The sequence below is a fragment of the Paenarthrobacter sp. TA1.8 genome (assembly GCF_048595705.1).
GTDB lineage: Bacteria > Actinomycetota > Actinomycetes > Actinomycetales > Micrococcaceae > Arthrobacter > Arthrobacter nitroguajacolicus.
In genome coordinates this window covers 4,318,384-4,343,012 of sequence record NZ_CP184287.1, presented here as the reverse complement: position 1 = coordinate 4,343,012, position 24,629 = coordinate 4,318,384, and the positions used below count along the sequence as shown (strand labels likewise).

Sequence of the window (24,629 nt, the reverse complement as noted above, 5' to 3'; positions counted from 1 at the left end):
CACGCTCTTGCCCATGGCAGCGTGTTCCCCATGGGCAAGGTCTACGGGGCAATCGATGAGCGATTGAGCAAGTTTATTGAACAACAGGTGGTCTTCTTCGTTGCGACCGCTCCGCTGTCCAGCGACGGGCACGTCAATGTATCTCCCCGCGGGCTTCCGGGCACGTTCGCTGTCCTTGACTCGCATACGTTTGCTTGGCTTGATGTCACTGGCAGCGGGAGCGAGACGATAGCCCATTTGCGGGAGAACGGTCGGATTACCGTCATGTTCTGCGCCTTTGACGGGCGCCCGAACATCGTCCGACTCCACGGGACAGGGCGCGTCGTCACCCGCTATGACCCTGACTTCGAATCTCTTGCCCAGCGCTTCGATGACAAACCCGGTGCGAGGGCCGTCATTGTTGTTGACGTCCACCGTGTTTCGGATTCATGCGGGTGGGGTGTTCCCTTGATGAGCTTTGAAGGTCACCGCGATTTGTTAGGTCCGTACTTTGAACGCAAGGGCACTGACGGCAGCGCCGACTACCGGATCACCAAGAACCGCACGAGCATTGATGGCCTTGCCGCCTACGACTTTGACCCTGCTGAACCGGCGGACGCCTAACACCCGGTCAGCGGTGCTCAGCGGTTACCTCGTTCTGCGTATGCTCCTGCTTCAGCCTGTCCTGTGAGCGCCGTATGGTTCGTCGTTTTCGTTTCGGTTCAGCCTGACCGTTGAAGGGCGGGCGAGGTTGGCCTAGTCGCGGGCCGCTCCAATAGCGTCCGCCCAGGAGAACCCCGGCCAGGGTGCCGTAAGCCCACCTACGGGAGAGCTGATTGACCATTGATGCTGGTCAGGAAAGCCAAGAGGCAGAATTCGGCGGCAGGTATGACCAGGAGCAGCACGTTCCTGGTCAGAAATGATGGTGGGAAGCGGAAGAAGGCCCAGCCACAGACTAAGGAGCCCACCAGAACGGCGGCGACCGGCGCCGTCGGCGTTTCGAAAGCGAGGTGTGCCAGGCCGCATCCCAAGACGAAGACAATGCAGGCAGCATTGATCAGCGCGATGTCCCGGCCGCCGGTGTAGCCCTGAACTTCCCCATTGTTGTCGTCACGTATTTGTCTTGCGTCGGGTCCTGAACGCTTGCCCGACCAGGGGTATCCGCTGGCGATTATGCCAGCCCAAAAACCCAAGAATCCTGAGCCACCAACGGGGATCCCCAGAGCATCCTGAGCCTGAGGCAAAGGAATCGAAATCATGAACAACGCGCAGTGCATCACGAAGAAAGCACGGCCGGATCGCTGGACCACGCGGTACAGGAAGAACGTGTAAGCGGCCCCCGCGGCGAAGAACGGAGATGCCCCAAGCAGGGTGCTGTGGGCCATCCATATAAAGGCGGCCACGATGCCCAGGATTATCCCGCCGAATAACAACATCCGGCCGGACCATTGGTTCAACTTCTTCACTTCAGTACTACCCCCGGACAAGGATAAGTCCTACAGTGTTTGCTTCTGCTTGGACCGCGGCTTCCGTTTCCGTTTTCGCCGACGCTTGGCTTGTACGTTGAACGGTGGCCTGGGTTCGCCGATCTTGGGCCCACTCCAGTACCGCCCACCTAACAAGATGCCGGCGAGGGTGCCATACGCCCACGCAAACGGTAGGGCCTGCTGGCCGGTATTGCCGCCCACGAAAATCAGCAGAAAGAACTCGACGGGTATGACCAGAAGGAGCATGTTCCTGGCCTGAAGCGATGGCGGGAAGCGGAACAAAGCCCAGCCCGCAACCAGGGCACCAGTTAGCACGGCAGCGACTGGCGCCGTCGGAGATTGAAGGGCGAGGTGGGCGACGCCGATTCCCATCAGGACGATGGCGCAGGCAGCGTTGATCAACGCAATGTGCCAGCCCCCTGTGAAACCCTCGCTGTTGCGTTCACGCTTCTGAGCAACTTCGGAACCGGAGCGCTTTCCTGACCACTTGTATCCACCGGCAACTGCTCCTGCGATGACCCCCAAGGACCATGACGCAGCTGCCGGAACGTCCAGACCATCCTCGACGGCGAGTAAGGAGTATAGGACGAGGACCATAGCGAAGTGCATGACCATGGACGCCCGGGCCGAGCGCCACACAACCCGGAAAAGGAAGAACGCGTAGACGGCTGCCAGAACAAAGAATAAAGATGCCGCAAGCAATACGCTGTGGGCGATCCATACAAAGACTGCCGCAATGACCGCGATCAACCCGCCGTAGAAAATTTGCGCCGACCACTGGTTCAACTTCTTCACTTCGCCATTACCCCCGCGTGTAACCCTAGTTCAAGGGCTCGTGCATGGCCGCTCCGGCCCGTAGCTGGCTCGGCCAGCAGCGTCTTCAGGCGGTGACGGTGTTCCTCTCGCGGTAACCGTCTGCGGCATAAACGCCGAGCACCCGGACCTCCGTGGTGAAGAACTCCAGTTCCTCCAACGCCCGGCGGAGTCGAGCGTCCTCAGGATGCCCTTCGACGTCGGAAAGGAACATCGTGGCAGCAAACTCGTCGCCCACCATGTAGCTTTCCAGTCGCGTCATGTTGAGGCCATTGGTCGCAAAGCCGCCTAGGGCCTTGTAAAGGGCAGAGGGAACGTTGCGGACGCGGAATACGAAACTGGTGATCGCAGGACCGGGCAATTCTTCCTTGCTGGGAAGCTCGCGTTCACGGGCCAGAACAACAAAGCGCGTGGTGTTGGTGGGGTCATCCTCCACTCCCGAGGCCAGGACTTCAAGGCCGTACAGTTCAGCGGCGAGCGGCGGTGCGAGGGACAGCTTGCGGGGATCGTTCCAGTCCCTGACTTCCCGGGCTGAGCCCGCGGTGTCACCGGCGATGACAGGTTTGAGGCCGGCCTCCCGAATGATCCGGCGGCATTGACCGAGTGCGTGGATGTGGCTGTGGACCTCCGTGGCGCCCTCGATGGTGCTTCCCGGAATGCCCAAAAGGTCGAAACGAATGGGCAGGAAATACTCGCCCACGATCTGCAGCTTCGACTGGGGGAGGAGGACATGGATGTCAGCCACACGTCCGGCGATGGAGTTCTCAATCGGAATCATGGCCAGATCGACTTCGCCAGTGGATACCAGTTCAAAGGCGTCCTCAAAGCTGGCGCACGGAACGCTTTCGAGTTCGGGAAACATTTCCTTGCACGCGAGATCCGAATTGGCTCCGGGCTCACCTTGGTACGCAATCTTCTGGGCCATGATGCTCATGGTTACACGCTGAGCGCCCGGCCTCCCAACCGCGTCCACCCTGTGACTGGTGGGAGTCCTTGCCGTTGGCGCAGCCATTTTCGCCCGGTTCGAGCACTCCCTGGACGCCGTCGGCATAGCCGCATCCGGCGTGATCATCCTGGCGACAGCGCTGGCCTTACGCCCGGGAAACTCAACTGAGTCGCAGAAGATGCCGTTCTGAGGGCTCAAAACGGCATCTTCTGCGACTTAGTTGGGCCAGCACACCCGGGGAGGGATGATTAGCCGTTGATGACCTGCGGGACACCGAGAGCCTTCAGGCCCTCGGCGCCGAACTCCAAGCCGTAGCCGGACTGCTTCGCGCCACCGAACGGAATACGCGGATCAACTGCGCCGTGCTTGTTGATCCACACCGTGCCGGCCTGGATGCGGGAGGCGACTTCGCGTGCTGCACCCAAGTCAGAGGACCAGACTGAGGCGCCCAGCCCGACGTCGAGCGCGTTCGCCTTGGCGACTGCCTCGTCAACCGTGCTGTATTTGATGATCGGCAGGGCGGGCCCGAACTGTTCTTCGCTTACCAGCGGGTTGTCATTGTCGATGTCGGCCACCAACGTGGTGGGGTAAAAGTTGCCGGGCTGCTCGTGATCGGGGTTGCCACCCAGCAGCACACGGGCACCGGAATCCTTGGCGGCTTCCACCAGCCGGGCCACGATGTCGTACTGCTGCCGGTTCTGCAGCGGGCCCAGGACGTTGTTCTCATCCAAGCCGTTGCCCATGGGCATCGCAGCAGCGACAGCAACAAGCTCTGAACACACAGCCTCGTACTGGGACTCGTGCACGTACAGACGCTTCAGGGCAGCGCAGGTCTGGCCGGTGTTGATAAAGGCACCCCAGAAAAGACCCTCGGCGATTGCCTTGGGATCCGAATCGGGGAGAACAATGCCGGCGTCGTTACCGCCGAGTTCCAGGGTGAGCCGCTTGACGGTATCGGCCGAGGAACGAATGATCGCCTTGCCCGTGGCGGTGGAGCCGGTGAACATGACCTTGCCGATCGCATCGTGTGCGGCCAGGGCTTCGCCGACGTCGCGGCCGCCGGAGACCACAGACAGCAAGCCATCGGGCAGTTCCTGGTTGATGATTGAGGCGAGTGCCAGCACGGAGAGCGGGGTGTACTCGGAGGGCTTGACCACCACGGCGTTACCCATGCGCAAGGCGGGCGCGATCTGCCAGACGGTGATCATCATCGGCCAGTTCCACGGGCCAATGGCACCCACGACGCCGATGGGCCGGTAGTGCAGTTCGGCGCGGGTTTCGCCATCGTCCACCACGGTTTCAGGATCCAACGGCGTGGCGGCGGTGGCCCGGAGCCAGGCGGCGCACGCGCCAACTTCGAAGCGCGCGTTGGGGCCGTTCAGCGGCTTGCCTTGCTCGCGGGAGAGCAGCTGGGCGAGTTCTTCGGCGGAACGTTCGACGGCGTCGGCGGCCTTCATGAGCGCGGCGGACCGGGCGTCGTGGCCCAAGGCAGCCCACGCGGGCTGGGCGGCAGCGGCACCCGCGACGGCGGCTTCGAGGTCTTCGACGGTGTGAACAGGGGCTTCGCCGACAGCTTCACCCGTTGCCGGATCAAGGATGGTGCGGCTGTTCAGGCCGGGGGCCGGGGTGATCGAGGCCAGGAGGGCGTCGTAAGTCTCCATTGGTACTCCGCTCGGGTAGTGAGTCTGGGCGGCCAGTGAGGCGCGCGGCGATGTTTCCAGTGTGGTCGGCGTCACGCGCATGAGCCTTGTCTATGCACGAACAGCCCTTGACGCGAAGCGAACGCTTTCGCCGCAGGCCGGGAGACCCTCATAATCGAGCTTGTGACTCTTGCTTCCCTCGTAGCTTTTGCTGGCCTCTGCTTGGTCCTGTCCGTAACACCCGGGCCGGACACTTTCCTGGTCCTGCGTATCGCGTTGAACCGTCCCAGTGCAGGAATTGCTGCGGCTGCAGGGTCTGCGATTGGCGCGATTGCCTGGGCTGCATTGGTGGGCGTCGGTCTCGCAGCCATTCTCGAGCAGTCCGCGGAACTGTTCCGCTGGGTCAAGATCGCCGGCGGCCTGTACTTGCTGTATTTGGGCATCTCATCGTTCATAAAGTCCCGCAAGGCAGCAAAGGCGGCTAAGTCCGCGGAAGCTGGCGGCACGGCGGAGAACGCGCCCCTCCCGTACAGCCGACTCTCTGCCCTGGGCGCCGGGGCGCTGTCCACACTGCTCAACCCCAAGGTCGGCCTGTTCTACCTGGCCGTGGTTCCGCAGTTCATCCCGCACGGCGGCGACACCATGGGCACGTCCCTGATCTTGGGCGTCGTCGTTGCCGGCATCGCTTTCGCGTATCTTTCGATGATCGCCGTCGTCGCGTTCAAGGCGATGCGGTGGCTCAAGCGCCCCAAGGTGGGTACCGTCGTCGAGCGTGTCAGCAGCGGTGTAATCGCCGGGCTGGGCGTGGGCGTTGTGGCGTCCGGCGCCACCAGCTAGGAGCTAACCAGCCAGCAAGGCCAGATAGTTATCCAGTTGCCCCGCGAGGTCCTGCGAGAAATGCTCTGCGGGAGACAACGCCACAACAATCTGCGCGCCCAGCATCATGTTGAGCAGGTGATCGGCGACGGCGGCGTCCCCTATGGGGGCTTTGATCTCACCTGCCGCCCGGGCTGCTGCGCAATGACCGGTGATGGTGGTGTGCCACTGGCTCATGGACTCGCTGTGAAGTGAAGCCATGTCCGCGTCATTGAGTGCCTTCTGCCAGAACGGAATCACGATGCGGGCTTCATTGACGCGTTCCTCATCCAGTGGCAGTACTTCTGCGCAGAACGCCCGGAGGGCCGCTACGCCGGAGAGTCCCTCGGTCATGGCGGCGATGCGCTGGTTAGTGCGGTTGAACACGTGCCCGAACGCCGACGTCAGGAGCAGGTCCTTGGTGGGGAAGTAGGGCTTCAGGGCGCCGTTGGCGAAACCCGCTTCTTCCGCGATTTCCCGCATGGTGGCGCCTTCCATGCCCAGCCTCGCGATGATGCGCCAGGTTGCGTCTACCAGTTCGAGGCGTCGTTGATCGTGGTCCACAATCTTTGGCACTGAAGGGGCTCCCGGAAAACAAATGGCGGACAGGTCTTGTGACCCATCTTACGTTTTGGTTATTCTCTACACCTATAGAAAATAAATCTTGACCCATCATAGGTCCCGGACAAGAGGCAGCCATGACGCCCACAGCAACTGAGACAGCAACTGAAGCCGTCGCCCATGAGGAAACGCAGTACGCCCTGGCAACGGGCGCCGAAATTTCCCAGGTGCGGGCGGTCCTGCAGACCGCCGGCCACCTTGGCGCCGAAAAGCGAATCGCCTACTTGGGGCTGGTGGACCCGACTCGCAACCAGTCAGTGCAGGATCGCCGTTTCCGTGTCTTCATTCACGACATCTCCGGGGGAGCCCCCAGCGACGTCCTCGTCTCCGTGACACGCGGAGAAATCCTGAAAGCCATCGAGCTGGATACCAAGGTCTCCGGCGAACTCCCCGTGCTGGAAGAGGAATTCGAGGTTGTGGAGACTCTCCTCGCAACCGATGAGCGTTGGCTCGCTGCGCTTGCCGCCCGCGATCTGGACGTAGAAAAAGTCCGCGTCGCACCCCTGTCGGCAGGTGTCTTCGAGTACGACGACGAGAAAGGTCGCCGCATCCTGCGCGGCCTCGCCTTTGTGCAGGATTTCCCTGAGGACAGCGCGTGGGCGCATCCCGTGGACGGGTTGGTGGCTTACGTGGATGTGGTCAACAAGGAAGTTACACAGGTCATCGACCTCGGCGTCATGCCAATCCCGGCAGAGCACGGAAACTACACCGATCCTAAACTGACCGGTCCGCTCCGCGAAACCCAGAAGCCCATCAGCATCACCCAGCCGGAGGGCCCAAGTTTCACGGTCACCGGCGGCAACCATGTTGAGTGGGAAAAGTGGAGTGTAGACGTGGGCTTCGACGTCCGCGAAGGAGTTGTCCTCCACAACCTTGCCTTCAAGGACGGCGACCAAAAGCGTCCCATCATCAACCGCGCCTCGATCGCAGAAATGGTGGTTCCCTACGGCGATCCTTCACCCATCCGGTCATGGCAGAACTACTTCGACACCGGCGAGTACCTGGTGGGCCAGTACGCCAACTCCCTGGAACTGGGCTGCGACTGCCTGGGCGACATCACCTACCTCAGCCCTGTCATCAGCGACGCTTTCGGCAACCCCCGCGAGATACGCAATGGCATTTGCATGCACGAGGAAGACTGGGGCATCCTTTCCAAGCACTCAGACCTCTGGACCGGGATCAACTACACCCGCCGCAACCGCCGCCTGGTGATCTCTTTCTTCACCACCATCGGCAACTACGACTACGGCTTCTACTGGTACCTCTACCTGGACGGCACCATCGAGTTCGAGGCCAAAGCCACCGGGATTGTCTTCACCAGCGCTTTCCCGGAAGGCGGCTCGGACAACATTTCCCAACTCGCACCGGGACTCGGCGCACCCTTCCACCAACACCTCTTCAGCGCCCGCCTGGACATGGCCATTGACGGCTTCACCAACCGCGTGGAAGAAGAAGATGTGGTCCGCCAGACCATGGGCGAAGGCAACGAGCGGGGCAATGCGTTCTCCCGCAAGCGCACAGTCCTGACAAAAGAGTCCGAGGCCGTCCGCGAAGCCGACGCCCGCGCTGGCAGGACGTGGATCATTTCCAACCCTGAATCCCGGAATCGTCTCGGCGAGCCAGTGGGCTACAAGCTCCACGCCGAGAACCAGCCCACACTGCTTGCCGACCCCGGCTCGTCCATCGCCAAGCGCGCGGCTTTCGCTACCAAGGACCTGTGGGTCACCCGCTACTCCGACGAGGAGCGCTACCCCACAGGCGACTTCGTGAACCAGCACTCCGGCGGCGCCGGCCTGCCCGCCTACGTGGCCCAGGACCGCGAGATTGATGGTCAGGACATCGTGGTGTGGCACACCTTTGGCCTCACGCACTTCCCACGGGTGGAAGACTGGCCGATCATGCCCGTGGACACTGTTGGCTTCAAGCTCCGGCCGGAAGGCTTCTTCGACCGCAGCCCGGTGTTGGACGTGCCGGCCAGCGCTTCGGGTTTGAGCTGCCACGGTCCTGCCGCGGCCGGCGAAGAGCACAGCGAACACGGCGAACCTGCCGGGCACTGCCACTAAACCGCAGCCCGGACACAGAGATGACAACCATGACAGGACGGGTCCGGGCCTCCGGGCCTGTCCTGCACCCCCGGATCTGCGCAGCCCTCACAGCTGTCTCCTGCCTGGTGCATCTATGGCTCGCAGCCTCGGGACACCACCAGATCTGGGTCGGCGTCCTCATGATCGGCCTGGCGGCCGTCTGCATTCCCTGCACGATTCACATCTGGCGCCACAGCAGAGTCGGTGCACTTCATCAAGTGACCACGTCGGCCTTGGCCATGGTGGGCCTCCACGCTTTCCTGCTGCTGGGAGCGGGCGGTTCCGGTCACGCGCACGCCGGGGGACCGGCGTCGAACGCTGTTGATACCTCCGGCGCGGCGGGACTGCTGTTGGTGATCGGACTGGAAATCACGACGGCGTTACTCGCCGCAACGCTGGTGGCCCGCCTCCGGCGCTCGCGAATGACCGGCGCAGCCGTGGCGCCCCGACCCGCTTTGCGGGCGTGATCACTGGAACTCAACTCATCCCGGTTGCAAGGCTTTGGGAGTGGAGCCAAAGAAGGTCAGTAAGCAACTGCCCATTTGAAATCTCCGGTGCCACAATTGACCCATGGCCGCAGCGTGGTCAATTCGTGAGGGGTTCCTCGCCGGGCCAGACCCGGGTGCCCTGCGCCGCCCGCTGTTCTACGCAGCGTTGGCGGTCTTCACTGTAGTAGTCCTGGCCGAAGTGGGGATGTCCCTCCTGCTGGCCCAGACCGCCGTCGAGCCCGTCTCTGCAGCCGAGGCCGACAAACTGGGCGTTCCGCTTCAAGTTTTCCTTAGTTTGCAGCGGCCGGCCGCCGATCCTCCGGGTGCCGGAATCGGCTTTCTGGCGTTCCTCGACGGGCTGCTGCTGTTCACGGTGCTGATGCTGGGACTCAGCCTGATCATGGACTTGCGAACGTACGGGCGGGTTCAGGGCATCATCACGTTGATCGTGATGTTGCTCTGGGTGATCACGGCTTTCCTCACGGCGATGCTGGCGTTGGCGAAGCTGTTCCTGATGATCGGATTGTTCGTGTCCGCCCCGTTCGGAACTATCGCGTACTTGGCAATGTGGGGGAGCTTTCCCAAAGGCCAGGCGGCCGCGATCCTTGGATTGTTGCTGGTGCTCAAGATCGTCTTTGCGCTGCTGTTGATCCTGAGCCAGCCGAAGTTCCTTAAGGTCACGGGTCTAGTGGTGCTGCTGGTGGTTTCCGCGCTCCTTCAGGTGATCCTGGGGATCATCCACGGATTCCTGCCCGGGCCGCTGGTGTCCATCGGGGACCAGTTCTGGGCGCTGATCACCGTGGTGGTGGCGCTGGTGTGGGCTCTGATCATGCTGATCGCGTCCATCCCGGCGATCATCAACGCCCTGCGCGTGAGTGGTTCGGCGGGGGACTGAGCGGTCAACCGATCTGGCCCGGGGTGGGCGCCAATGGTCCTACGTTGAAAATGACTGGATTGCTCGTTTCACTATCGAGGGAGGCGGTCACACTGGCTCGTCCGTTGCGAAGGCCCCCAACACGACCGGAATTGCTGACGGAGACGACGAGCGGTGGACTGTGGCGCCAGGACACTGGAGCCGTGGTGCTCTTCGTTCCGTTGCTGAACGTGACTGTGGCGGTCAACTGAAGGGTCTGCTGAAGGCCGATGGAGTGCGGTCCCGACGGGCTGATGGTTATGGCCGTCGCTATCGGCTCAACTGTGACGGGCACCGTAGCTGGCCATTCCTTACCTTTGGCGTCGACGCATTGGGAGCTTACTGTCGTCTGTCCATGACCGGTGCCTGTCACCGATCCGGAAGTATTTACACTCGCGATCTTGGAATCCTTTGAAGACCACGTGGCTGTGGTGGCAGGTTGTCGCGTGCCGTCCGTATATGTGATGAAGGCCATCACTGTTTGTGTCTGGGTGTGCTTGATAGACAGAGCAGTTGGGTCGATGACGCACCCGTTTGGCTCTCCCGTTGGAGTGGTGGTGTCCGGGCCGGTGACCGTGACGGCAGCCGTAGCCTGGATGGTCCCTTCCGTGGCGGTGATGGTGGCGACACCTTGGCGGATCCCAGTCACCAAACCATGACCGTCCACACTTGCAATGTCCTTGTTGAGGGAATCCCAAATTGCAGGCTCGTTGCGGTTACCGATCGAATTATCGCTGAAGGTGCCCTGGGCCGTGAGCTGCGTCGTTCTCGCTGCAGGCACTGTGGTGTTGTCAGGAACTATGCGAAGGCTGACGAGGCTCAGGCTGGGGTCAGGATCTACGACCTGAAATTCCAAGTTGCCGGAGATCCCACTATGAGCCGCCGTTATTTGTGCAGACCCTGTCTTGGCAGCGGTGGCAACCCCGGTTGTGGAGACGGCGAGCACCTCCGGTACGTCTGAATTCCACGAAAGACCTTCTCCCAAATCCTTTGTCTCGCCGTTGCTATAGGTTCCCGAGGCCTTGAGATCGACAGTGGCGTCAGGATGGAGCCGCTGGCTTGGAGCCGTGATGGTGATCGATTGCAGAATCATTATGGGATCGGATGAGGCTGCGACAACCGCCACCACAGAGGCGGCAATCATTGCAACCGCAACAACCCCGGCAGTAACCCACGTGCGAATGATCCGCCGACGAACTGTGGACATCCCCTCCGTCAAGGCAAAGCCCAAATCCGCGGGGTGTGTTTGTGCGTCGAGAGAGGCATCGGCCAGTAATCGCTGCCGCAGCGCGTCTCTCATGGCCGGCCTTCCTCCAAGGCCAGTCGTCCGGTTGTTTCCTCGGCGCGTGCCAGCGATCTGCCGACACTCTCCGCAGGACGCCCCGTCATGCCCGCAATTTCACCGACAGTCAGGTTGGCGAACTCGTGAAGCACGATGGTTATCCGCTCCTCATAGGGGAGCTTTGACAAGGGGCTACCGCCCTGCGGCTTAATCTTCGGCCCCGTCTTCGTCTTCGTCTTCGGCGGGTCCTTTGTCTGTATCCACCGCTCATGCTTCCGGAGCAGCTCCACAAAAACGCACAACGTATAGACGCGCAATTGGGGAGTCACGGGTCCCTTCCACGCGCTGGATGCCAAGGACCATGATGCCTCGAGCAGTCTCCGGGCCGTCTCGGGGTTATCGCATAGCAAGTGGGCGCAATATTCCATATCGCCCTTCTGCCGCTCGAAGACGCTGCGCAGTTCGTTTTCGCGGTCCCTGAGTGCTGGGGCGATCTTGAGCGTAGGAATGGGGCCGAGTTCAACTTCCCTGACCATCGGCATGAAAACGCCGGCAACGAGCAGCACGATTCCAGCGCCTACCGCAAGGGGAAGACCGAAGTCCTGCACGCTGTCGGGTAACTCTTGACGCCACGAAGAGAAAACAACCACGGCTGCAACGATGACCGCGATGCCCAAGGCGGCCAGCACAACCCGTAGAGGAGTGAAAGCGCTGCGGATATGCCGCTTTGGCTGCTCGCACATGCTTTACCAGCTTAGGAATTCGCGCGGAGGAGTATCAAACAGATTTTACGTCTACCGATTGGATTTTTGAACAGATTGCAACTCTCAGCGGGAGAATTCTTCTTCCGATATCCGGTTCTCCGGGCGGTTCCGATAGGCAGCGAGGTAGGTGGAAATGCGGCGCACCGCTTCCTCAATGTCTTCCACAGCCGGCAGGATCACAAACCGGAAATGGTCCGGTGTTGGCCAGTTGAAGGCCGTCCCATGCGAGACCAGAATCTTTTGTTCCTGCAGGAGTTGCAGGACGAATTTCTCGTCGGAGGCGATGGGATAGATCTCCGGGTCCAGCTTGGGGAAGAGATACATGGCGCCGGCAGCCGGGACGCAGCTGACGCCCGGAATCGCTGTCAACAGTTTCCACGCCAGGTCCCGCTGCTCGCGCAGCCGGCCGCCAGGACGTATGAGGGCTTCGATGCTTTGGTAGCCGCCAAGGCACGTCTGGATGGCGTGCTGGGCCGGAACGTTGGCGCATAACCTCAGGGAGGCCAGCAGTTCCAACGACTCCCGGTAGGCGGCGGTTACGGTCCGGGGGCCGGTCACGGCGACCCACCCGGCCCGGTAGCCGGGCATGCGGTACGCCTTGGACAACCCGCTGAAAGTCAACACGCAGACATCCTCGGCCACAGCGGCCGTGTGGATGTGGGGCGCGTCGACGTAGCGGATTTTCTCGTAAATCTCATCCGAGAACAGCACAAGATCGTGCTTACGGGCCAGAGCGGCGAACTGCTCCAAAATGTGCCGGGGGTAGACAGCGCCTGTGGGGTTGTTCGGGTTGATGATCACGATGCCCTTGGTGCGCGGGGTGACCTTCGCTTCGACGTCGGCCATGTCCGGCCACCAGTTCTCGTCCTCATCGCAAAGATAGTGCACTGCCTGGCCGCCTGTGAGTGTCACGGCGGCCGTCCACAGCGGATAGTCCGGCGCAGGAATGAGGATCTCGTCGCCGTTCTCCATGAACGCCTGCAGGGTCATGGAAATGAGCTCGCTGACACCATTGCCAATGAAAACATCCTCGACGCCGATGGTCATCAGACCGCGCGTTTGGTAATACTGCGAGATGGCTGTGCGCGCGGAGAAGATGCCCTTGGAATCGCTATATCCCTGCGCACCGCGAAGGTGGTGGATCATGTCCACCACCACTGACTCCGGTGCTTCCAACCCGAACGGCGCTGTGTCCCCGAGGTTCATCTTGAGGATGCGGTGGCCCTCGGCTTCCATGGCTTTTGCAGCCTGGAGGATGGGACCGCGAAGTTCGTAGCGGACGTTCTGGAGTTTACTGGAGTGCTGCATCGGACGCATGGTTGATCTTTTCATGTCACCGCCCCCGCCCGGCAAACCCGTCCGAAAATTGTCACTGGCCGAGCCTGTTGGTGCACAGCTGCGGGTTGCTGAGGCAGATGTTCACTGGGTCCAGGATGATTCTGGACCGTAGCTCAGTCCGTACCAGGACCAGGGCATTGATGTTGACTTTGCTTCCGGCATCCGGGACCACCCCCACCACAACGCACCGCTGGATGGAGAACGGAGGCTGCGCCTGGCAGGTGGAACCTTGGGTGAAGTCCAGCTGAATCTGCGCTGTTTGGAAAGCGGTTCGGGCATCTTCAATCCGTTGGCCCAACACGTCAGGCACGGTGGCCCGAACCGGCACGGCAATTTCCAGATTCACTGTGCTGCCGCGGCCCACCTTTTCACCACCGGCAGGGGTTTGGTTCACTACCGTTCCCTCTTGGGCAGCGTTTTCGACGTCCGAGGTAGTGGCCTTGAAACCTGCGTCCGTGAGGATCTGTACTGCCTCAGCCTGCGGCTTGGTTTTCACATCAGGCACGTTTGCATCCTTGAACATGGTGAAAAGGATCAAGCCAATGGCTGCCAAGAGCACCACGCCACCGATGATCACCCACAACCAGGGGAAGCGCCCGGGTGGTTTGGGTTTTTCTGCGGCGGGCACGGTCAAAGTCACAACATGGGCCTGGTCCGCGTAGTCCTCAGGCGCGTCGTCGGCGGAGTAGGCGATCAACTTCACTGGATAGCTGCCCGCAGTGGCGCCTGCGGTGTCGAAGCTGACAACGTACTGCTCGGTGGCCCCGGCAGCGATGGTCCGCAGCGGGTTGGGGATGGTGGTGTACGTTTTCGACGGCGGATTGGTCACCTGCCCGGGAAAGGCGCCGAGAACCACGCGCTCCTGATCGGGGGAGCCGTTGGTGACGGATGCTGTGAGGGATCCCTTGCCGTCCTTGAGAACAACATCGGGGGCGCTCAAGGTCATGGTGATGGCAGTCATGGCGCAACAACTCCTGGGCTGGCGGTTGATGAAAACGGGGTGCAGTGGGTCATGTCAGCTGGCCTCCTGTAGTTGCAGCACGCAAGGCTCGAGCGCGAGACAGGCCACGCCTAGTTGTCCGCCGGCGGTTCCGAAGGTGACGTCCACGGTTTTGCCCGGGCCGGAGTCTTGCTGAGCCCTCGTGCCTTCGACGAACAATGACACAGTCACGGGATGTTGGGGCGCCAGCCTTGCCCGCTTAGTGGGGGGACCAAAGGAGAACAGTCCCCCGCCGAACTCCTTCACTTCCAAGACGCAGCCACCTGTCACCACCAGCTGCGTATCGGAAACCGAACAGGAACCGCCAGCCACAGACAAATCCGCCGCAGTTAGCTTCGCGGCCAAGGCCGTACCTGGGAAACCGCCCTGCCAATCCCCGGCGGAATCGTCATTGCCTCCGCCGCAGCTGACCCCGAACACCAAAACCAGGAACGCAATCACACCACATAAAATCACCACGATGATGGGTTTCCGATTCTCCTCAGTCACCGGTCCGCACCTCGAGTTCGTCGGTCACATGCGCCGGTTTCACTCCTTTGACGATCCGCCGGATCAACTCCAGTTGCCCGGCAGCTTCCGCCGGGACGTGCACTTTGATGTGGAAAGCGCCCGGGACGGATTCGACGTCGAAACCACCCACCCCCGTTGCGAGGTGCAGGAAGCGGGTGAGCCCGTCAACGGTCCCGCGCCGGGAGGAGAGCTGCGCCGCGGCAGCGATCAGATCCCGCTGTCGCGTGATGGGAACCGCGCTGGAAGCTTCCGATTGGCCCTCCGGGCCAGGGAGCGTCAACCAGTCCAGATCCACCCAACGTGACAAGAAAGGAATCAACGACGACGGCGCGCGGCCCGGATCCGGAACGGTATGGATTTGGTCCAAGACCCGCCGGACAGGCTGTTGCATATCCTCAGCTACGCCGAGAAGGGCCTGCATGGGTGCGCTTGAATCGGCAGCCACTTGGAACACTTCGGGCAGGACTTTGAGGAGTTTGAATGCCTCGAAGTCTGAAGACCTAGCCATTTCCGTGGACCACCTCAATTTTGTGGTCGCCGGAGCAGAACAGCCAAGTATCGGGCAACGTCACGACGTCGTCAACCACCCGGCGGGTGCAGCTTTCCCAAGATAGGGCGTCGTCCTTGCTGCGGAAGACACCTTTGGGTCCTGCAGCCAGCACCAGTACCTGGCCTTCGGCCACAATGGCGCCGGAAACTGAGCGGACGGGCTCGAACCGGGTCCGGTCACGCAAGGGCAGGTTGCAGTTCACGTCCGGCACGCTCCATTGCGCCCCTGACAGGCCGAGTTGCAGGCGCAGGACACCGCCACTTTGTGTCGCGGCATAGGCTGCTTTGCCCATGACGTGCAGACCCCAACAACTGCCGCCGGTCCATCCTGTGCTCAGCTCCTCCCAGGAGTTCATGAACGATTCGTCAAAATCGGTGCGGCCCAGTTCATCGATCTTGAGCCGCAGGCAGCCCGTCCCGGTGCCTTCAGGAACTGCACGGCCGAGCCACACATAGCTCGCGCCGCCGTCGTACTGGACTGTCATGCAGCGGATGTCTTCGCCCGCCGCCTTGACCTGTTTGAAGCTGCCGGCCGTCCCGGCGTCGGGAGAGAGCCACACGCCGGCCGACGCCTCCGCGGCCACCACCACGCCTGTCCTGCCACGGATATCGACGAGGGCGTCCACGGCATAGAAACCCCGATCGGGCTGGGAGGTGTCCACTACGTTCTGCACCGGGATGGCGCCCTGGCTCACTGGAAGTTCATAGAGACCCCGCTCACCGGCCAGCAGCAGCAACGGCTCACCTTGCCGGTCCACCCAGCACAAGTCCGCTATGACGAAACCCAACTCGGATGCCTTGCGCCAGGACTCCCCGAGGTCATCGCTGATGTAAACGCGCGAACCAGTGGCCGTAACGGTGCTGACAGCCACCATGCCCGGGTGCGTTCCGGGGCCCACCCGGCCGGGTGCGGGCGAACGGAACGGCGCGATGGCACGGACGGTTTCCTCCCCATTGGCAGGGTCACCAAACTCTGCGCAGGCTTCCCATCCGTCCGCTGCGTTGGTGGTGCGGAACAACGTGCTCTCCTGGGCAACGAACCAAGTATTATCCTGCCCCTCCGCCTGGACCAAGGCCATGGTGTCCGTGTCCGGGACCTTATCCACCTCCAACGTGACGCGGTCCACGTATTGCACCCCGGGCTCGGCTTCCTCCATGGCCCGGTACAAATTGGAAACTCGCAGCGGTCTACCGAAGCCCGATCCGTAGCTGGAAGAATCCGGGCTCAACGGGCTGATTCCATCGGAGAGCCGCCCCACGATCCGGGACTTCACGGCCTCGGCATCCTCATCGGGACGAACAACGATCCTCGCGTTTACCTGCACCTGCTTGTAAAGCCCCCAACGCACCACAGGCTCGGCACCAACCGTGGAACGCCTGCGAAGATACTGCTCCACTTCGCGGCGCACTTCCTCACGTGCGTACGCTACGAGCTCGGCGGCCTTGAGGGGACGAGCCGCTGTTGCCCCGGGTGCCGCGGTGCCGGCGGCCGTGCTGGTTCCGGGGACAAAAGGCACCAGCACAATTTCCACCTCCCCTGGCCGGGCGAACGCCCACAGTTCCTTGCGCGTGAAGGCTCTCGAACGGCCAACACCCCCGTGCCGCCGGGCAAGGACCTCGTAGTCACGAACCGTGACGGCCCTGTCGCGGGCATGGAAATCCTGTGGAGCACGCCTGAGCGCGTTCTCGAGCGATTCACCATCGCGGCCCCCACTGGCAGGCTCAGGATTGGTGACCTTGGTCCCTGGCACCGGGGAGCGCAAGACCGTAAGCTGGCCGGCCCCGACGTTCCCGCCGGCCCCGCCGCCGCTGCGATACCAAGCGCGAACTTCAGCGCCGGCACCCGGCACCGGCGCCCTTTCACCAGACAACGTACGCGATGTTGGCCCTTCGTCCCACCAAGCGAACATCGCGACGCCGGCACTACGGTCTATCCGCACCGGCACCTCGCCAGGCCTGACGTCGGCAAACGCCTCTACTTCCTGGCAATACCGGAACGTTTTCCCGTCCACAAGCACTGCCTCACCACTGCTCAGCCGCGTCCCTGTTGGAACCTCGACGGCGATTGCCAGGCCCGCGCCGGAGACGATCGGCGCGTTGGGGATCACCAGGCTCTGGCCGGGCCTGCCGGTTCCCGAACCGATGGGAACGGCGTCGTACAGGGTGACATCGGCCGCCGGGACCAGGAGGGTGGTCTTGCCGGGTGCCAAGACGGCAGCCGCCGTCGTCGTAAAGACAGGCTGGGAGGAACCGGGAACGCCGGGCGGGCAACTGACTTGGGTCCCGCGCGGGATGCGGATTTCCTGGTCCGTGGTCCCTGTGCCGGATGTGCGGCTGAATTCCAGCATCGTTTCGGCCGTGCTCGGCGGATACAGGGTTGTGCCCAGCAGGTTCAGATAGACCGCGTAGAGCTTGTCCGGGACGCGGTTGAGCCGGTACATGAGTGTGTCCGTGAGGTAGGCAAAGGCCTCGATGATGGTGATGCCGGGGTCGTGGACGGAGAGGTCTGTCCATTCCGGGGCGATTTGCTGGATGCGTTCGCGGGCACCGGCAACAAGATCCGCGAAGCTGCGGTCATCCAGGTTCGGTACTGGGATACTCATGCTGCACCTCCAGATTCAACGGGCAGGGCGATGGTGATCTCGTCCTCCAACTGGGTGGTCCGGACCCGGTATTTCAACCTGACCTCCAGCACTTCGGGCTCATCCTGCGACCTCGACGCGTCCAAGGACAAGACCGTGATGCGGCGCTCCCATTGCTCCACTGCCCTTGCCACGTAATGGATGGCGAGGCCGGCCGTGGTGTCGTCGGCAGGTGCGAAAACAAGACGATACAAGTGGCAGCCGTACGTTGGCCGGTTCACCCGCTCGCCGGGCCTGGTGCTGAGCAGGAGGAGGAGTGCTTGCCTCACGGACGCAGCGTCTGTGACCGCAGCCAACCTGCCGGACGGCGTGAGCCTGAGTCCGGGGATGCCGGCGGTGGCGTCGAAATCCGGATGGATGAAGGCCACCGACTTGTACCGGGGGGCGCTCATGGCTGGTTCCTTTTCATGGCTGTTGGCATCTCACGAGCCGGCTCCCACCAGCGTTTGCCCCGGACTGCGGACCGTGTACTTGACCGCGCCTGGGGGTGTGCCATTGGTGAAGCCCTCCAAAGTGTCGAGGCAAACCGCTTTGCCGCCTATGGTGACAAACGTTGAATAGCCCCTGATCACTGGCAAAGTCTTTCTGCAGGGCTTGATATTGATGCTGATATGCGGGCACATGGTGATGTCCCTGCCTTGGGGGTCGTTGTCCACCAGAATGGGGGATTCTTTGATGCGCACCCATGCCTGCGAGGGCACGTTCTCCACCTTGCCGTCGTGGCCGCATCGCAGGACGGCTTCTTTGACGAGGATTCTCATGGCTTCCTGGTCCTCACGGCTTTAGTCCTCACAGCTCAGGCCTCCTCGAAGTCGACGGTCTTTGCACGGATTTTCATGGCCTTGCCGGGGGCTTCGAGGACCAGGTCCGTGGCGGCAGTGATCTTGAGCCGGTCCGGTCCGAGCTCCACGGAGGAGCCGTGGCCGTCAGTGAAGCTGACGGTGTGCGCACCGCCGTCGAGCATGATCTGTTGACCGTCCGCGCTGCGGAAGGTGTAGCGGCTATCCCTTTCAGTACGGCTCAAGCTGTCCGGCGTCTGCTCGCTCCCGTAGAGGCCGCCGAGGACGATGGCCTGGGCCGGATCAGTGGCCGGTAGGAGGACCAACACGTTGTCCCCGGGGGACGGCGGGACCACGAGTCCTTTGCCCGGGCCTGCACCCGCAGTCAGTACAGGGGCCCAGCTTGTTTGGAGATCGGGGTAGGCGGGAAGGCTGACCCGGACCCGGCCCCGGTCCTCGGGGTCATCCACATCGGTGACGGTTCCCAAGGTAAAGACGTCCGGCCGCCGTTCCGGGACGGAGCTCGGCGGTCGGGTGGTCAGCGTAGTTTCGTAGCCGGTTCCGTCCAAGCGGTGCGAGGCGCTCGCGATCAGGTAGATCCCCTCGATGTTGGTTGCCACTCCCTTGATCCTCACCCTGCCGCCAGCCCTGAGCCGGGGGTTTCCGTCAGCGACAAACACCGCTGTGACTTGGCCTGCGACCTTTGTGTCCAGCTCGGCCTTAGACAAGCCGTCCGCGAGCGCCTGTGATTCCAGGACTTCGTTGTCCCGCCTCAGATCCCCACCTGCGCCCACGCTGGCGAGTGCTGGATCTGCTGCGACCTGCGCTTTCGCGTCGCTGCGTGTGGCCCCGGCCTGGTGGACAGAGGCGTCGTTGCTGCGCCAGCCATTGGTCTGAGCGCCACCGTAGGCCGGTTCCTGGCTGAGTTCGATTTCCGCGGAATGAAGGGTGGCCCCAAGGGCGAGCTCCAAAGGTTCGCCTTCGCCGTCGAGCCCTGTGAGCCTGAGTGCGCCGTCGTGCACCACGGGGTAGGCACCAACGCGGGCACTTTGTTCTACGAGGAGGCTGAGGTCGGTGCGGGCGCACTGGTACACCTGCCCGAGCCGATCAGCGCCGCCCACCACGTCCAAACCGGTGCCCTCGCACAGTATCCGTGCGAGCCCGGCGAGGTCGACGTCCTGGTGGAGCCGCGTGAACTGGCGTTTCCTAAGGCGGTGCAGGGCGTCGTAGGCCCTGATCCGGATCTCCTGGCCGAGATCCGCGCTGTAGCTGTACTCCACCACGGTTACCTCGCCGACGAACAGCGGTGTGCGCTGCCCGCCGAGCTCAACTCTCAGTGCGTCTCCCGGTGCTGGATCCACGCCGCCCCTTGCTGCTGCTGTGCGTCCGGGGCCGGGACGCCAACTGATGAGGCACTGGGCCGGGCGGGCAAGTGAGCTGAGCACGTTAACTGAGATGATCGCCGCCGTTTCGGCCGTGGTGAGCCTGCGTCGGCCGAGGGTGACGATCAGTTCGGGGAGGCCCTGGACTTGTCTCACGGTGTTGGCCTCATGGTGTCTCACCCATGGGCGGGACGGCGAGGGGGCCGTTGAAGTGCGTGGGGTCGTCGACGCTGTTGTATTCCAGCAGCAGTTTCCATAGCAGGGGTGTGCCGAACGCTGCCACGGACAGCCGCCCCAACTCAGCCGGCGGTACCTCGGGAAGCAACTCACCGCCGTCGGACATGAGCGCGTCCCACTCCGTGCTGCCGTCACCGGTGACGGACAGCGTGTCTACAGGCGGGGCCGTCAAATCCACCGCAGGGAGGCGTTGTTCGAGTTCGTAGTTCTCGCCGCCCTCTTCATCCGCCGCCTGACCGACCCTCACGAAGACCATCCGCATCCAGGACCTAAGGGGTGAACCGTCGGGGGCGAAACGATCGAAACGCTCGGCGACTTCCGTCACGATCCCCGGCACGTTCCATGCCCGGCCCCACACAAACCGGACCGACGGCGGCCTGCGCTGCCTTTCGACTTCGGCACTGTTCTCCGCGAGCGCCCATATTGGGCGGGTCATTTGCCGTACGTCCTGAACATGGAGCGACGCCGGCGCGAGGTCGACGTCGAACAACAGATCCAGCCGTAGCTCAGTGTGGCCACCGCCGGTGAAGAGCAGGGGATCGTCAGCCAAACCGCTGCCGCTCAGTTTGCCGCCCGCACTCTTCCGTGTCTCCACGCCGGCTGACCGCTGCATCACCACCGTTTCCGGATTGAGCAGGCAGCCGAGGTGCTCACCCGTGTCCTCGATGAGGAAAGCGACGCGTTCCATGTCAGATCGCCAATTGTTCGTCGTGGAGGCGGGCCTGGCGGGCGATCACGTGTTCCACGGTTTGTGTCGGGGCGACCTGTGTGGGCTGTGGACGCGGAGCGAGTTCGGGCCAGGTCCCAATGACGGGCGACGCGGGTGCGTGATTCACAACGACGCTCGGGTGCCCTTGGGATGCGGGATGGGTTTGCGGTTCGGGCTGGGGCTGCCTGTGTTGTGGGGTCTGCTCTGCAGGCTTAGTCGGCTCCGAGACGCGCAAAGCAGGCCTCGCAACGGGGGTGGGCGTGTGTTGTGGGGTCTGCTCTACGTTCTCACTTCGTGTCGAAGAGCGCAGATCGGGCCTCGCAACGGGGGCGAGAGTGATGGGCAGGGCCCCGGGGTGAGCCGGGCGAAGTCGCAACGCGGGGGTGGGCGTGTGTTGTGGGGCCTGCTCTGCAGGCTTAGTCGGCTCCGAGGCGTGCAAAGCAGGCCTCGCAACGGGTGTGGGCGTGTGTTGTGGGGCCTGCTCTGCATGCTTAGTCGGCTCCGAGGCGCGCAAAGCAGGCCTCGCAACGAATGGGGCTTCGCTCGACCGCGTGTGTTCTGGGGCCTGCACTACGCTTCTGGAACGAGCCGACAAACGCAAAACGGGCCTGGCAACTGAGGGTGTTGTAGGGGCGGCGGGGGTATCCGCCACGGGGAGGGTTTCGGGAGAAGCGGGAGGTGCAGGTGCAGGTACAGGTACAGACCGAGGAATAGCGCCGCGCGGGCTACTTTGTGGGGCCTGGTTTGCGCCCAAAAGACGCCTAAAGCGACGCAGAGCGGGCCTCGCAACAGGAGGGGCCAGCCCTGCGTTGCGGAGCATCTGAACCCAATGCTCGGGGGCGCCGTCGGTATCAAAGGCGCGAATCGGCGTCGGACTCTCCGGCGAGGTAGCCCCGAAAGTCCCCGAAGAGCCGGAAGCCCCAGGAGCCCGCGAAGCCCCAGACCCGCGCTCCAGCCATGCCGCTGCACCACGTAACTGCCGAGCGGCAGCCCGACGCCAGGAAAACCTCGGCTCAGGCGACGGGAGCGCGGGCATCGTCGAGCTCCAAGCGGTCGTACGCGATGCTGAGGGATTCGATGGCGAGGTCCTTGCCCAAGGCGTCAAGGGGTGCGCCAAACCAGTCGCATGGCCATGCGCCCAGGAGGTTCCAGCGCCGGACTTCCACGGACCCGGCGTCGTTCAGCATCGCGATGGAGACGTTGCGGCGTTCCACTTTTCCGTCCACGGCCTTGAACAGCCACTGGAGCATTTCGGTGGAATCGGTGAGCCCGTATTTCAAGGTCACCGGCGTGTACTCCACCTGCCCCGGGATGACGCGCACTGTGCTGTTCTCACCACCGGAGCGGTAGAGAATGCGGTCGATCTTCAGTCCCAGGCCCTCAACCTTGGTGAAGTGGCCTTGGACGACGCCTTGGATGACGAGCTTGAAGTTGTAGGCCCGGTACGGGTCCACCACGTTGCCCGGTTGTGCGGCAGGTGTCGGGGTTGTCATGTCAGGCTCCTGCGCTTTCCGTCTCGCTGGTGTTGTCCGCCGACTGCATGAGCTTGAAGATCACGAATTCGGCCGGTTTCACAGGTGCGATGCCTATCAGCGTGACCACTTGGCCGGCGTCGCGAACCTCCGGAGGGTTTGTTTCCTCATCGCATTTGACGAAGAACGCTTGCTGAGGCGTAGTCCCGAGCAATGCTCCATCCCGCCAGACGTTGGTCAGGAATGCTCCGATGTCGCGGCGGATCGACTTCCATAAGGTGTGGTCGTTGGGCTCGAACACCACCCAGCGTGTGCCATCCGCCACGGATTCTTTGATCATGTTGGTCAGCCGTCGGACGTTCACGTAGCGGTATTCGCTCGCCTCGGGCGCCTTGGTCCGGGCACCCCAAATCCGTATTCCCTCGCCCGGGAAATAGCGGATGCAATTAACGCCGGCCGGGTTGAGGACCTCTTGCTCTCCGCGGCTCACGCGCCGCGCAAGGTCGATTGCTCCCTGAATGGGCTCGTTGGCGGGCGCCTTATGAACGCCACGGGTAGCGTCAACGCGCGCCCACACGCCCGCAATATGGCCCGACGGCGGTTGTGTCACCTTTTTGCCGGAAACGGGGTCGATCATCACGATCCACGGGTAATACAGCGCGGTGTAGCCGCCAGGGGATTGCGGGGCACCGAGGTCCTCCTGATCTGTGGCGTCCTCAGCTGAGTCCCTTGCGTCTTCAGCGTCGCCGTCAGAGTCAGCGTCCGGCGTCGTGTCCTCATCAGACGACGTGTCTTCGTCCGAAGACGAAGCACCTTCAGGAACTCCCGACGTCGCAGCCCGGGTAAGTGCCCCGACGTCGTCCACTTTCTCAACCGTGTCCAGAATCGCCATGCGGTCCTGGCGAAGCGGGTGTTCAACGTGCGCTTGCAACGCCGCGTACGATTCCGCGTCCGCGTAACCGGGCGCGGCCACCATGGAGATGTCGTCCACGGCCTCAAACAGGGTGAGCCCGGTGGGCTTCGCGGCGGTCCCCGTGAGGCTGCCGTCCTTGCCGATGTTCACCACATAACAACGGCTTCCTCCGTTGGAGAAGAAGCCGTATACAGCGTTCGAAAGCGGTGTACCCGCTGTCGCGTTGCCAACGTATTGATCCACGAACTGTGTCCAGTTGTCCAAGACCCGGAGCTCGTCAACCAGCGCGTCCCCGTTAGGGGCGAGGCCGACGAACCCGGCGATGCTCGTGTTGACCTGCCCTATGGCGCGTGCGCCGCTGGGTACTTCCTGTACATAAACGCCTGGCGCCTGATAGTTCGCCATGATTCGCCCCTCTTCTGCCCGCTAAACGGGTGCTAGGTCCACCGGATGATGACCGGCAGGCTGCTGGTGCTGGCCGAGACTTCCCTTTCGGTTCCGTGGACAGCCACGGCAAAGTGCTGGAGTTCATCCGTCGAGGCCAGGACCTCAAAATGGCCGGTGGCATCGCTAACCGCGGCCGTGGCGGAGGAATGGGCGTGAATGTACGCGTCAGGGATGCCTTTGTTGTGGACGTCCACCAGGCGTCCGTGGATTCGGCGGGCAACACCCGTCTTGGCGACGAGTGGCTCCAGGACTGGGGGTCCTGAGGGTTCTTCGAAACGCAGGGCAACAGGGATGCGGACCAGGAAGCCCAACCCTTGCCGGATGGCGCCAGAGTATTCTTCCGGGCGGAATTCACCCGTAGACACCACTGAGTATTGGCTGTGACGTTCCACGGCCAGCAGCAGCTTTTCCATGGTGTCGAGCTGCCCAGGGCCGTGGCATTCCACCGCCACCCGAAGTTCAAGGTCCAGGACGGGTCCGTCGCGCCGTGACCTGCCCACGCGGTTCAAGGTGACGGCATGAACGGTAACGGGAGCGTCCGGTGGGGGTACACCTGCAACTGGGGAGCCGTCGTCGAAGCGCACATGCTCGGGAGAGATGGCGTCGGAAAGTACCCCCAGAAGGTCGGTCAACGACGAACGCACATAGCCCACGGCAAAACCCAGAACTCGAAAGGTGACCACTAATGCAACTGGGACTAGGTTACTCCCGCTAAAGTGCGTAGTCACTGGGCAAAGACGGGTAATTCCATTCGGTTGAGGCCGCGGTGACCGGTTGGT

The 24,629-nt window shown here is 62.7% G+C and carries 25 protein-coding genes; 6 read left to right on the top strand and 19 right to left on the bottom strand.

What is annotated here, in order from left to right; all coding sequences use genetic code 11:
• Positions 1–30 precede the first annotated feature (30 nt).
• Positions 31–603 (top strand): pyridoxamine 5'-phosphate oxidase family protein, encoded by a 573-nt coding sequence (locus ACNAOT_RS20230; protein ID WP_420179153.1) that lies wholly within the window; start codon positions 31–33, stop codon positions 601–603.
• Between the two features lie 197 nt (positions 604–800).
• On the opposite strand, the gene ACNAOT_RS20225 is transcribed toward ACNAOT_RS20230, so the two are convergent.
• From ACNAOT_RS20225 to ACNAOT_RS20215, 3 genes are all read right to left on the bottom strand, one after another.
• On the bottom strand, positions 801–1,445 hold the full coding sequence (locus ACNAOT_RS20225) for a hypothetical protein (RefSeq protein WP_420179152.1): 645 nt from the start codon (positions 1,443–1,445) through the stop codon (positions 801–803).
• A 30-nt stretch (positions 1,446–1,475) separates the two neighbouring features.
• On the bottom strand, positions 1,476–2,261 hold the full coding sequence (locus ACNAOT_RS20220) for a hypothetical protein (protein WP_420179151.1): 786 nt from the start codon (positions 2,259–2,261) through the stop codon (positions 1,476–1,478).
• An 85-nt stretch (positions 2,262–2,346) separates the two neighbouring features.
• On the bottom strand, positions 2,347–3,204 hold the full coding sequence (locus tag ACNAOT_RS20215) for a prephenate dehydratase (RefSeq protein ID WP_420181204.1): 858 nt from the start codon (positions 3,202–3,204) through the stop codon (positions 2,347–2,349).
• A 58-nt stretch (positions 3,205–3,262) separates the two neighbouring features.
• Here ACNAOT_RS20215 and ACNAOT_RS20210 point away from each other — a divergent pair, with 58 nt between their 5' ends.
• A complete protein-coding gene (locus tag ACNAOT_RS20210) occupies positions 3,263–3,415 on the top strand; it encodes a hypothetical protein (protein ID WP_420179150.1) in 153 nt (50 codons plus the stop codon).
• Between the two features lie 58 nt (positions 3,416–3,473).
• Here the strand turns inward: ACNAOT_RS20210 and ACNAOT_RS20205 are convergent, their stop codons facing one another.
• Positions 3,474–4,886 (bottom strand): aldehyde dehydrogenase family protein, encoded by a 1,413-nt coding sequence (locus ACNAOT_RS20205; protein WP_420181203.1) that lies wholly within the window; start codon positions 4,884–4,886, stop codon positions 3,474–3,476.
• Positions 4,887–5,048: 162 nt separating this feature from the next.
• Between ACNAOT_RS20205 and ACNAOT_RS20200 the strand changes: the two genes are divergently transcribed.
• Complete coding sequence (locus ACNAOT_RS20200; RefSeq protein WP_420179149.1) at positions 5,049–5,702, top strand: LysE family translocator; 654 nt, start codon at positions 5,049–5,051, stop codon at positions 5,700–5,702.
• 3 nt (positions 5,703–5,705) lie between these two features.
• Here the strand turns inward: ACNAOT_RS20200 and ACNAOT_RS20195 are convergent, their stop codons facing one another.
• Positions 5,706–6,296 (bottom strand): TetR/AcrR family transcriptional regulator, encoded by a 591-nt coding sequence (locus ACNAOT_RS20195; RefSeq protein ID WP_179017736.1) that lies wholly within the window; start codon positions 6,294–6,296, stop codon positions 5,706–5,708.
• A 122-nt stretch (positions 6,297–6,418) separates the two neighbouring features.
• On the opposite strand from ACNAOT_RS20195, the gene ACNAOT_RS20190 reads away from it, so the two are divergent.
• The 3 genes from ACNAOT_RS20190 to ACNAOT_RS20180 all read left to right on the top strand — a co-directional run bounded on the left by ACNAOT_RS20190 (position 6,419) and on the right by ACNAOT_RS20180 (position 9,808).
• The gene (locus ACNAOT_RS20190) at positions 6,419–8,404 is read left to right on the top strand and encodes a primary-amine oxidase (RefSeq protein WP_420179148.1); all 1,986 of its coding nucleotides are present in this window, start codon (positions 6,419–6,421) and stop codon (positions 8,402–8,404) included.
• A gap of 20 nt (positions 8,405–8,424) precedes the next feature.
• The gene (locus ACNAOT_RS20185) at positions 8,425–8,892 is read left to right on the top strand and encodes a hypothetical protein (protein ID WP_420179147.1); all 468 of its coding nucleotides are present in this window, start codon (positions 8,425–8,427) and stop codon (positions 8,890–8,892) included.
• A gap of 103 nt (positions 8,893–8,995) precedes the next feature.
• Positions 8,996–9,808 carry a hypothetical protein gene (locus ACNAOT_RS20180; RefSeq protein WP_420179146.1) on the top strand — a complete coding sequence of 271 codons (813 nt, stop codon included), beginning with the start codon at positions 8,996–8,998 and terminating at the stop codon, positions 9,806–9,808.
• Positions 9,809–9,812: 4 nt separating this feature from the next.
• Here ACNAOT_RS20180 and ACNAOT_RS20175 read toward each other — a convergent pair whose 3' ends face one another.
• The 14 genes from ACNAOT_RS20175 to ACNAOT_RS20110 form a co-directional block, all read right to left on the bottom strand.
• Complete coding sequence (locus ACNAOT_RS20175) at positions 9,813–11,126, bottom strand: Ig-like domain-containing protein (protein WP_420179145.1); 1,314 nt, start codon at positions 11,124–11,126, stop codon at positions 9,813–9,815.
• Positions 11,123–11,851 (bottom strand): RNA polymerase sigma factor, encoded by a 729-nt coding sequence (locus ACNAOT_RS20170; protein ID WP_420179144.1) that lies wholly within the window; start codon positions 11,849–11,851, stop codon positions 11,123–11,125. Before ACNAOT_RS20170 ends, ACNAOT_RS20175 begins: the two co-directional genes overlap by 4 nt.
• An 84-nt stretch (positions 11,852–11,935) precedes the next feature.
• Complete coding sequence (locus ACNAOT_RS20165) at positions 11,936–13,189, bottom strand: pyridoxal phosphate-dependent aminotransferase (protein ID WP_420181202.1); 1,254 nt, start codon at positions 13,187–13,189, stop codon at positions 11,936–11,938.
• A 52-nt stretch (positions 13,190–13,241) separates the two neighbouring features.
• On the bottom strand, positions 13,242–14,171 hold the full coding sequence (locus tag ACNAOT_RS20160; protein WP_420179143.1) for a PASTA domain-containing protein: 930 nt from the start codon (positions 14,169–14,171) through the stop codon (positions 13,242–13,244).
• Between the two features lie 54 nt (positions 14,172–14,225).
• Complete coding sequence (locus ACNAOT_RS20155; protein WP_420179142.1) at positions 14,226–14,699, bottom strand: hypothetical protein; 474 nt, start codon at positions 14,697–14,699, stop codon at positions 14,226–14,228.
• On the bottom strand, positions 14,692–15,228 hold the full coding sequence (locus ACNAOT_RS20150) for a phage tail protein (RefSeq protein ID WP_420179141.1): 537 nt from the start codon (positions 15,226–15,228) through the stop codon (positions 14,692–14,694). Before ACNAOT_RS20150 ends, ACNAOT_RS20155 begins: the two co-directional genes overlap by 8 nt.
• Positions 15,221–17,872, bottom strand: coding sequence for a baseplate J/gp47 family protein (locus tag ACNAOT_RS20145; protein ID WP_420179140.1), 2,652 nt, complete (start codon positions 17,870–17,872; stop codon positions 15,221–15,223). The genes ACNAOT_RS20150 and ACNAOT_RS20145 overlap by 8 nt, the downstream gene beginning before the upstream one ends.
• On the bottom strand, positions 17,869–18,303 hold the full coding sequence (locus ACNAOT_RS20140; RefSeq protein WP_420179139.1) for a GPW/gp25 family protein: 435 nt from the start codon (positions 18,301–18,303) through the stop codon (positions 17,869–17,871). The genes ACNAOT_RS20145 and ACNAOT_RS20140 overlap by 4 nt, the downstream gene beginning before the upstream one ends.
• Positions 18,304–18,333: 30 nt before the next feature.
• On the bottom strand, positions 18,334–18,672 hold the full coding sequence (locus ACNAOT_RS20135; RefSeq protein WP_420179138.1) for a hypothetical protein: 339 nt from the start codon (positions 18,670–18,672) through the stop codon (positions 18,334–18,336).
• Between the two features lie 35 nt (positions 18,673–18,707).
• The gene (locus ACNAOT_RS20130) at positions 18,708–20,228 is read right to left on the bottom strand and encodes a phage baseplate assembly protein V (protein ID WP_420179137.1); all 1,521 of its coding nucleotides are present in this window, start codon (positions 20,226–20,228) and stop codon (positions 18,708–18,710) included.
• Positions 20,229–20,238: 10 nt separating this feature from the next.
• Positions 20,239–20,997 (bottom strand): hypothetical protein, encoded by a 759-nt coding sequence (locus ACNAOT_RS20125; RefSeq protein ID WP_420179136.1) that lies wholly within the window; start codon positions 20,995–20,997, stop codon positions 20,239–20,241.
• A 1,034-nt stretch (positions 20,998–22,031) separates the two neighbouring features.
• Positions 22,032–22,511 (bottom strand): phage tail protein, encoded by a 480-nt coding sequence (locus ACNAOT_RS20120; protein ID WP_159708998.1) that lies wholly within the window; start codon positions 22,509–22,511, stop codon positions 22,032–22,034.
• Between the two features lies 1 nt (position 22,512).
• On the bottom strand, positions 22,513–23,808 hold the full coding sequence (locus ACNAOT_RS20115) for a phage tail sheath family protein (protein ID WP_420179135.1): 1,296 nt from the start codon (positions 23,806–23,808) through the stop codon (positions 22,513–22,515).
• Between the two features lie 32 nt (positions 23,809–23,840).
• Complete coding sequence (locus tag ACNAOT_RS20110) at positions 23,841–24,533, bottom strand: hypothetical protein (protein WP_420179134.1); 693 nt, start codon at positions 24,531–24,533, stop codon at positions 23,841–23,843.
• Positions 24,534–24,629: the final 96 nt, after the last annotated feature.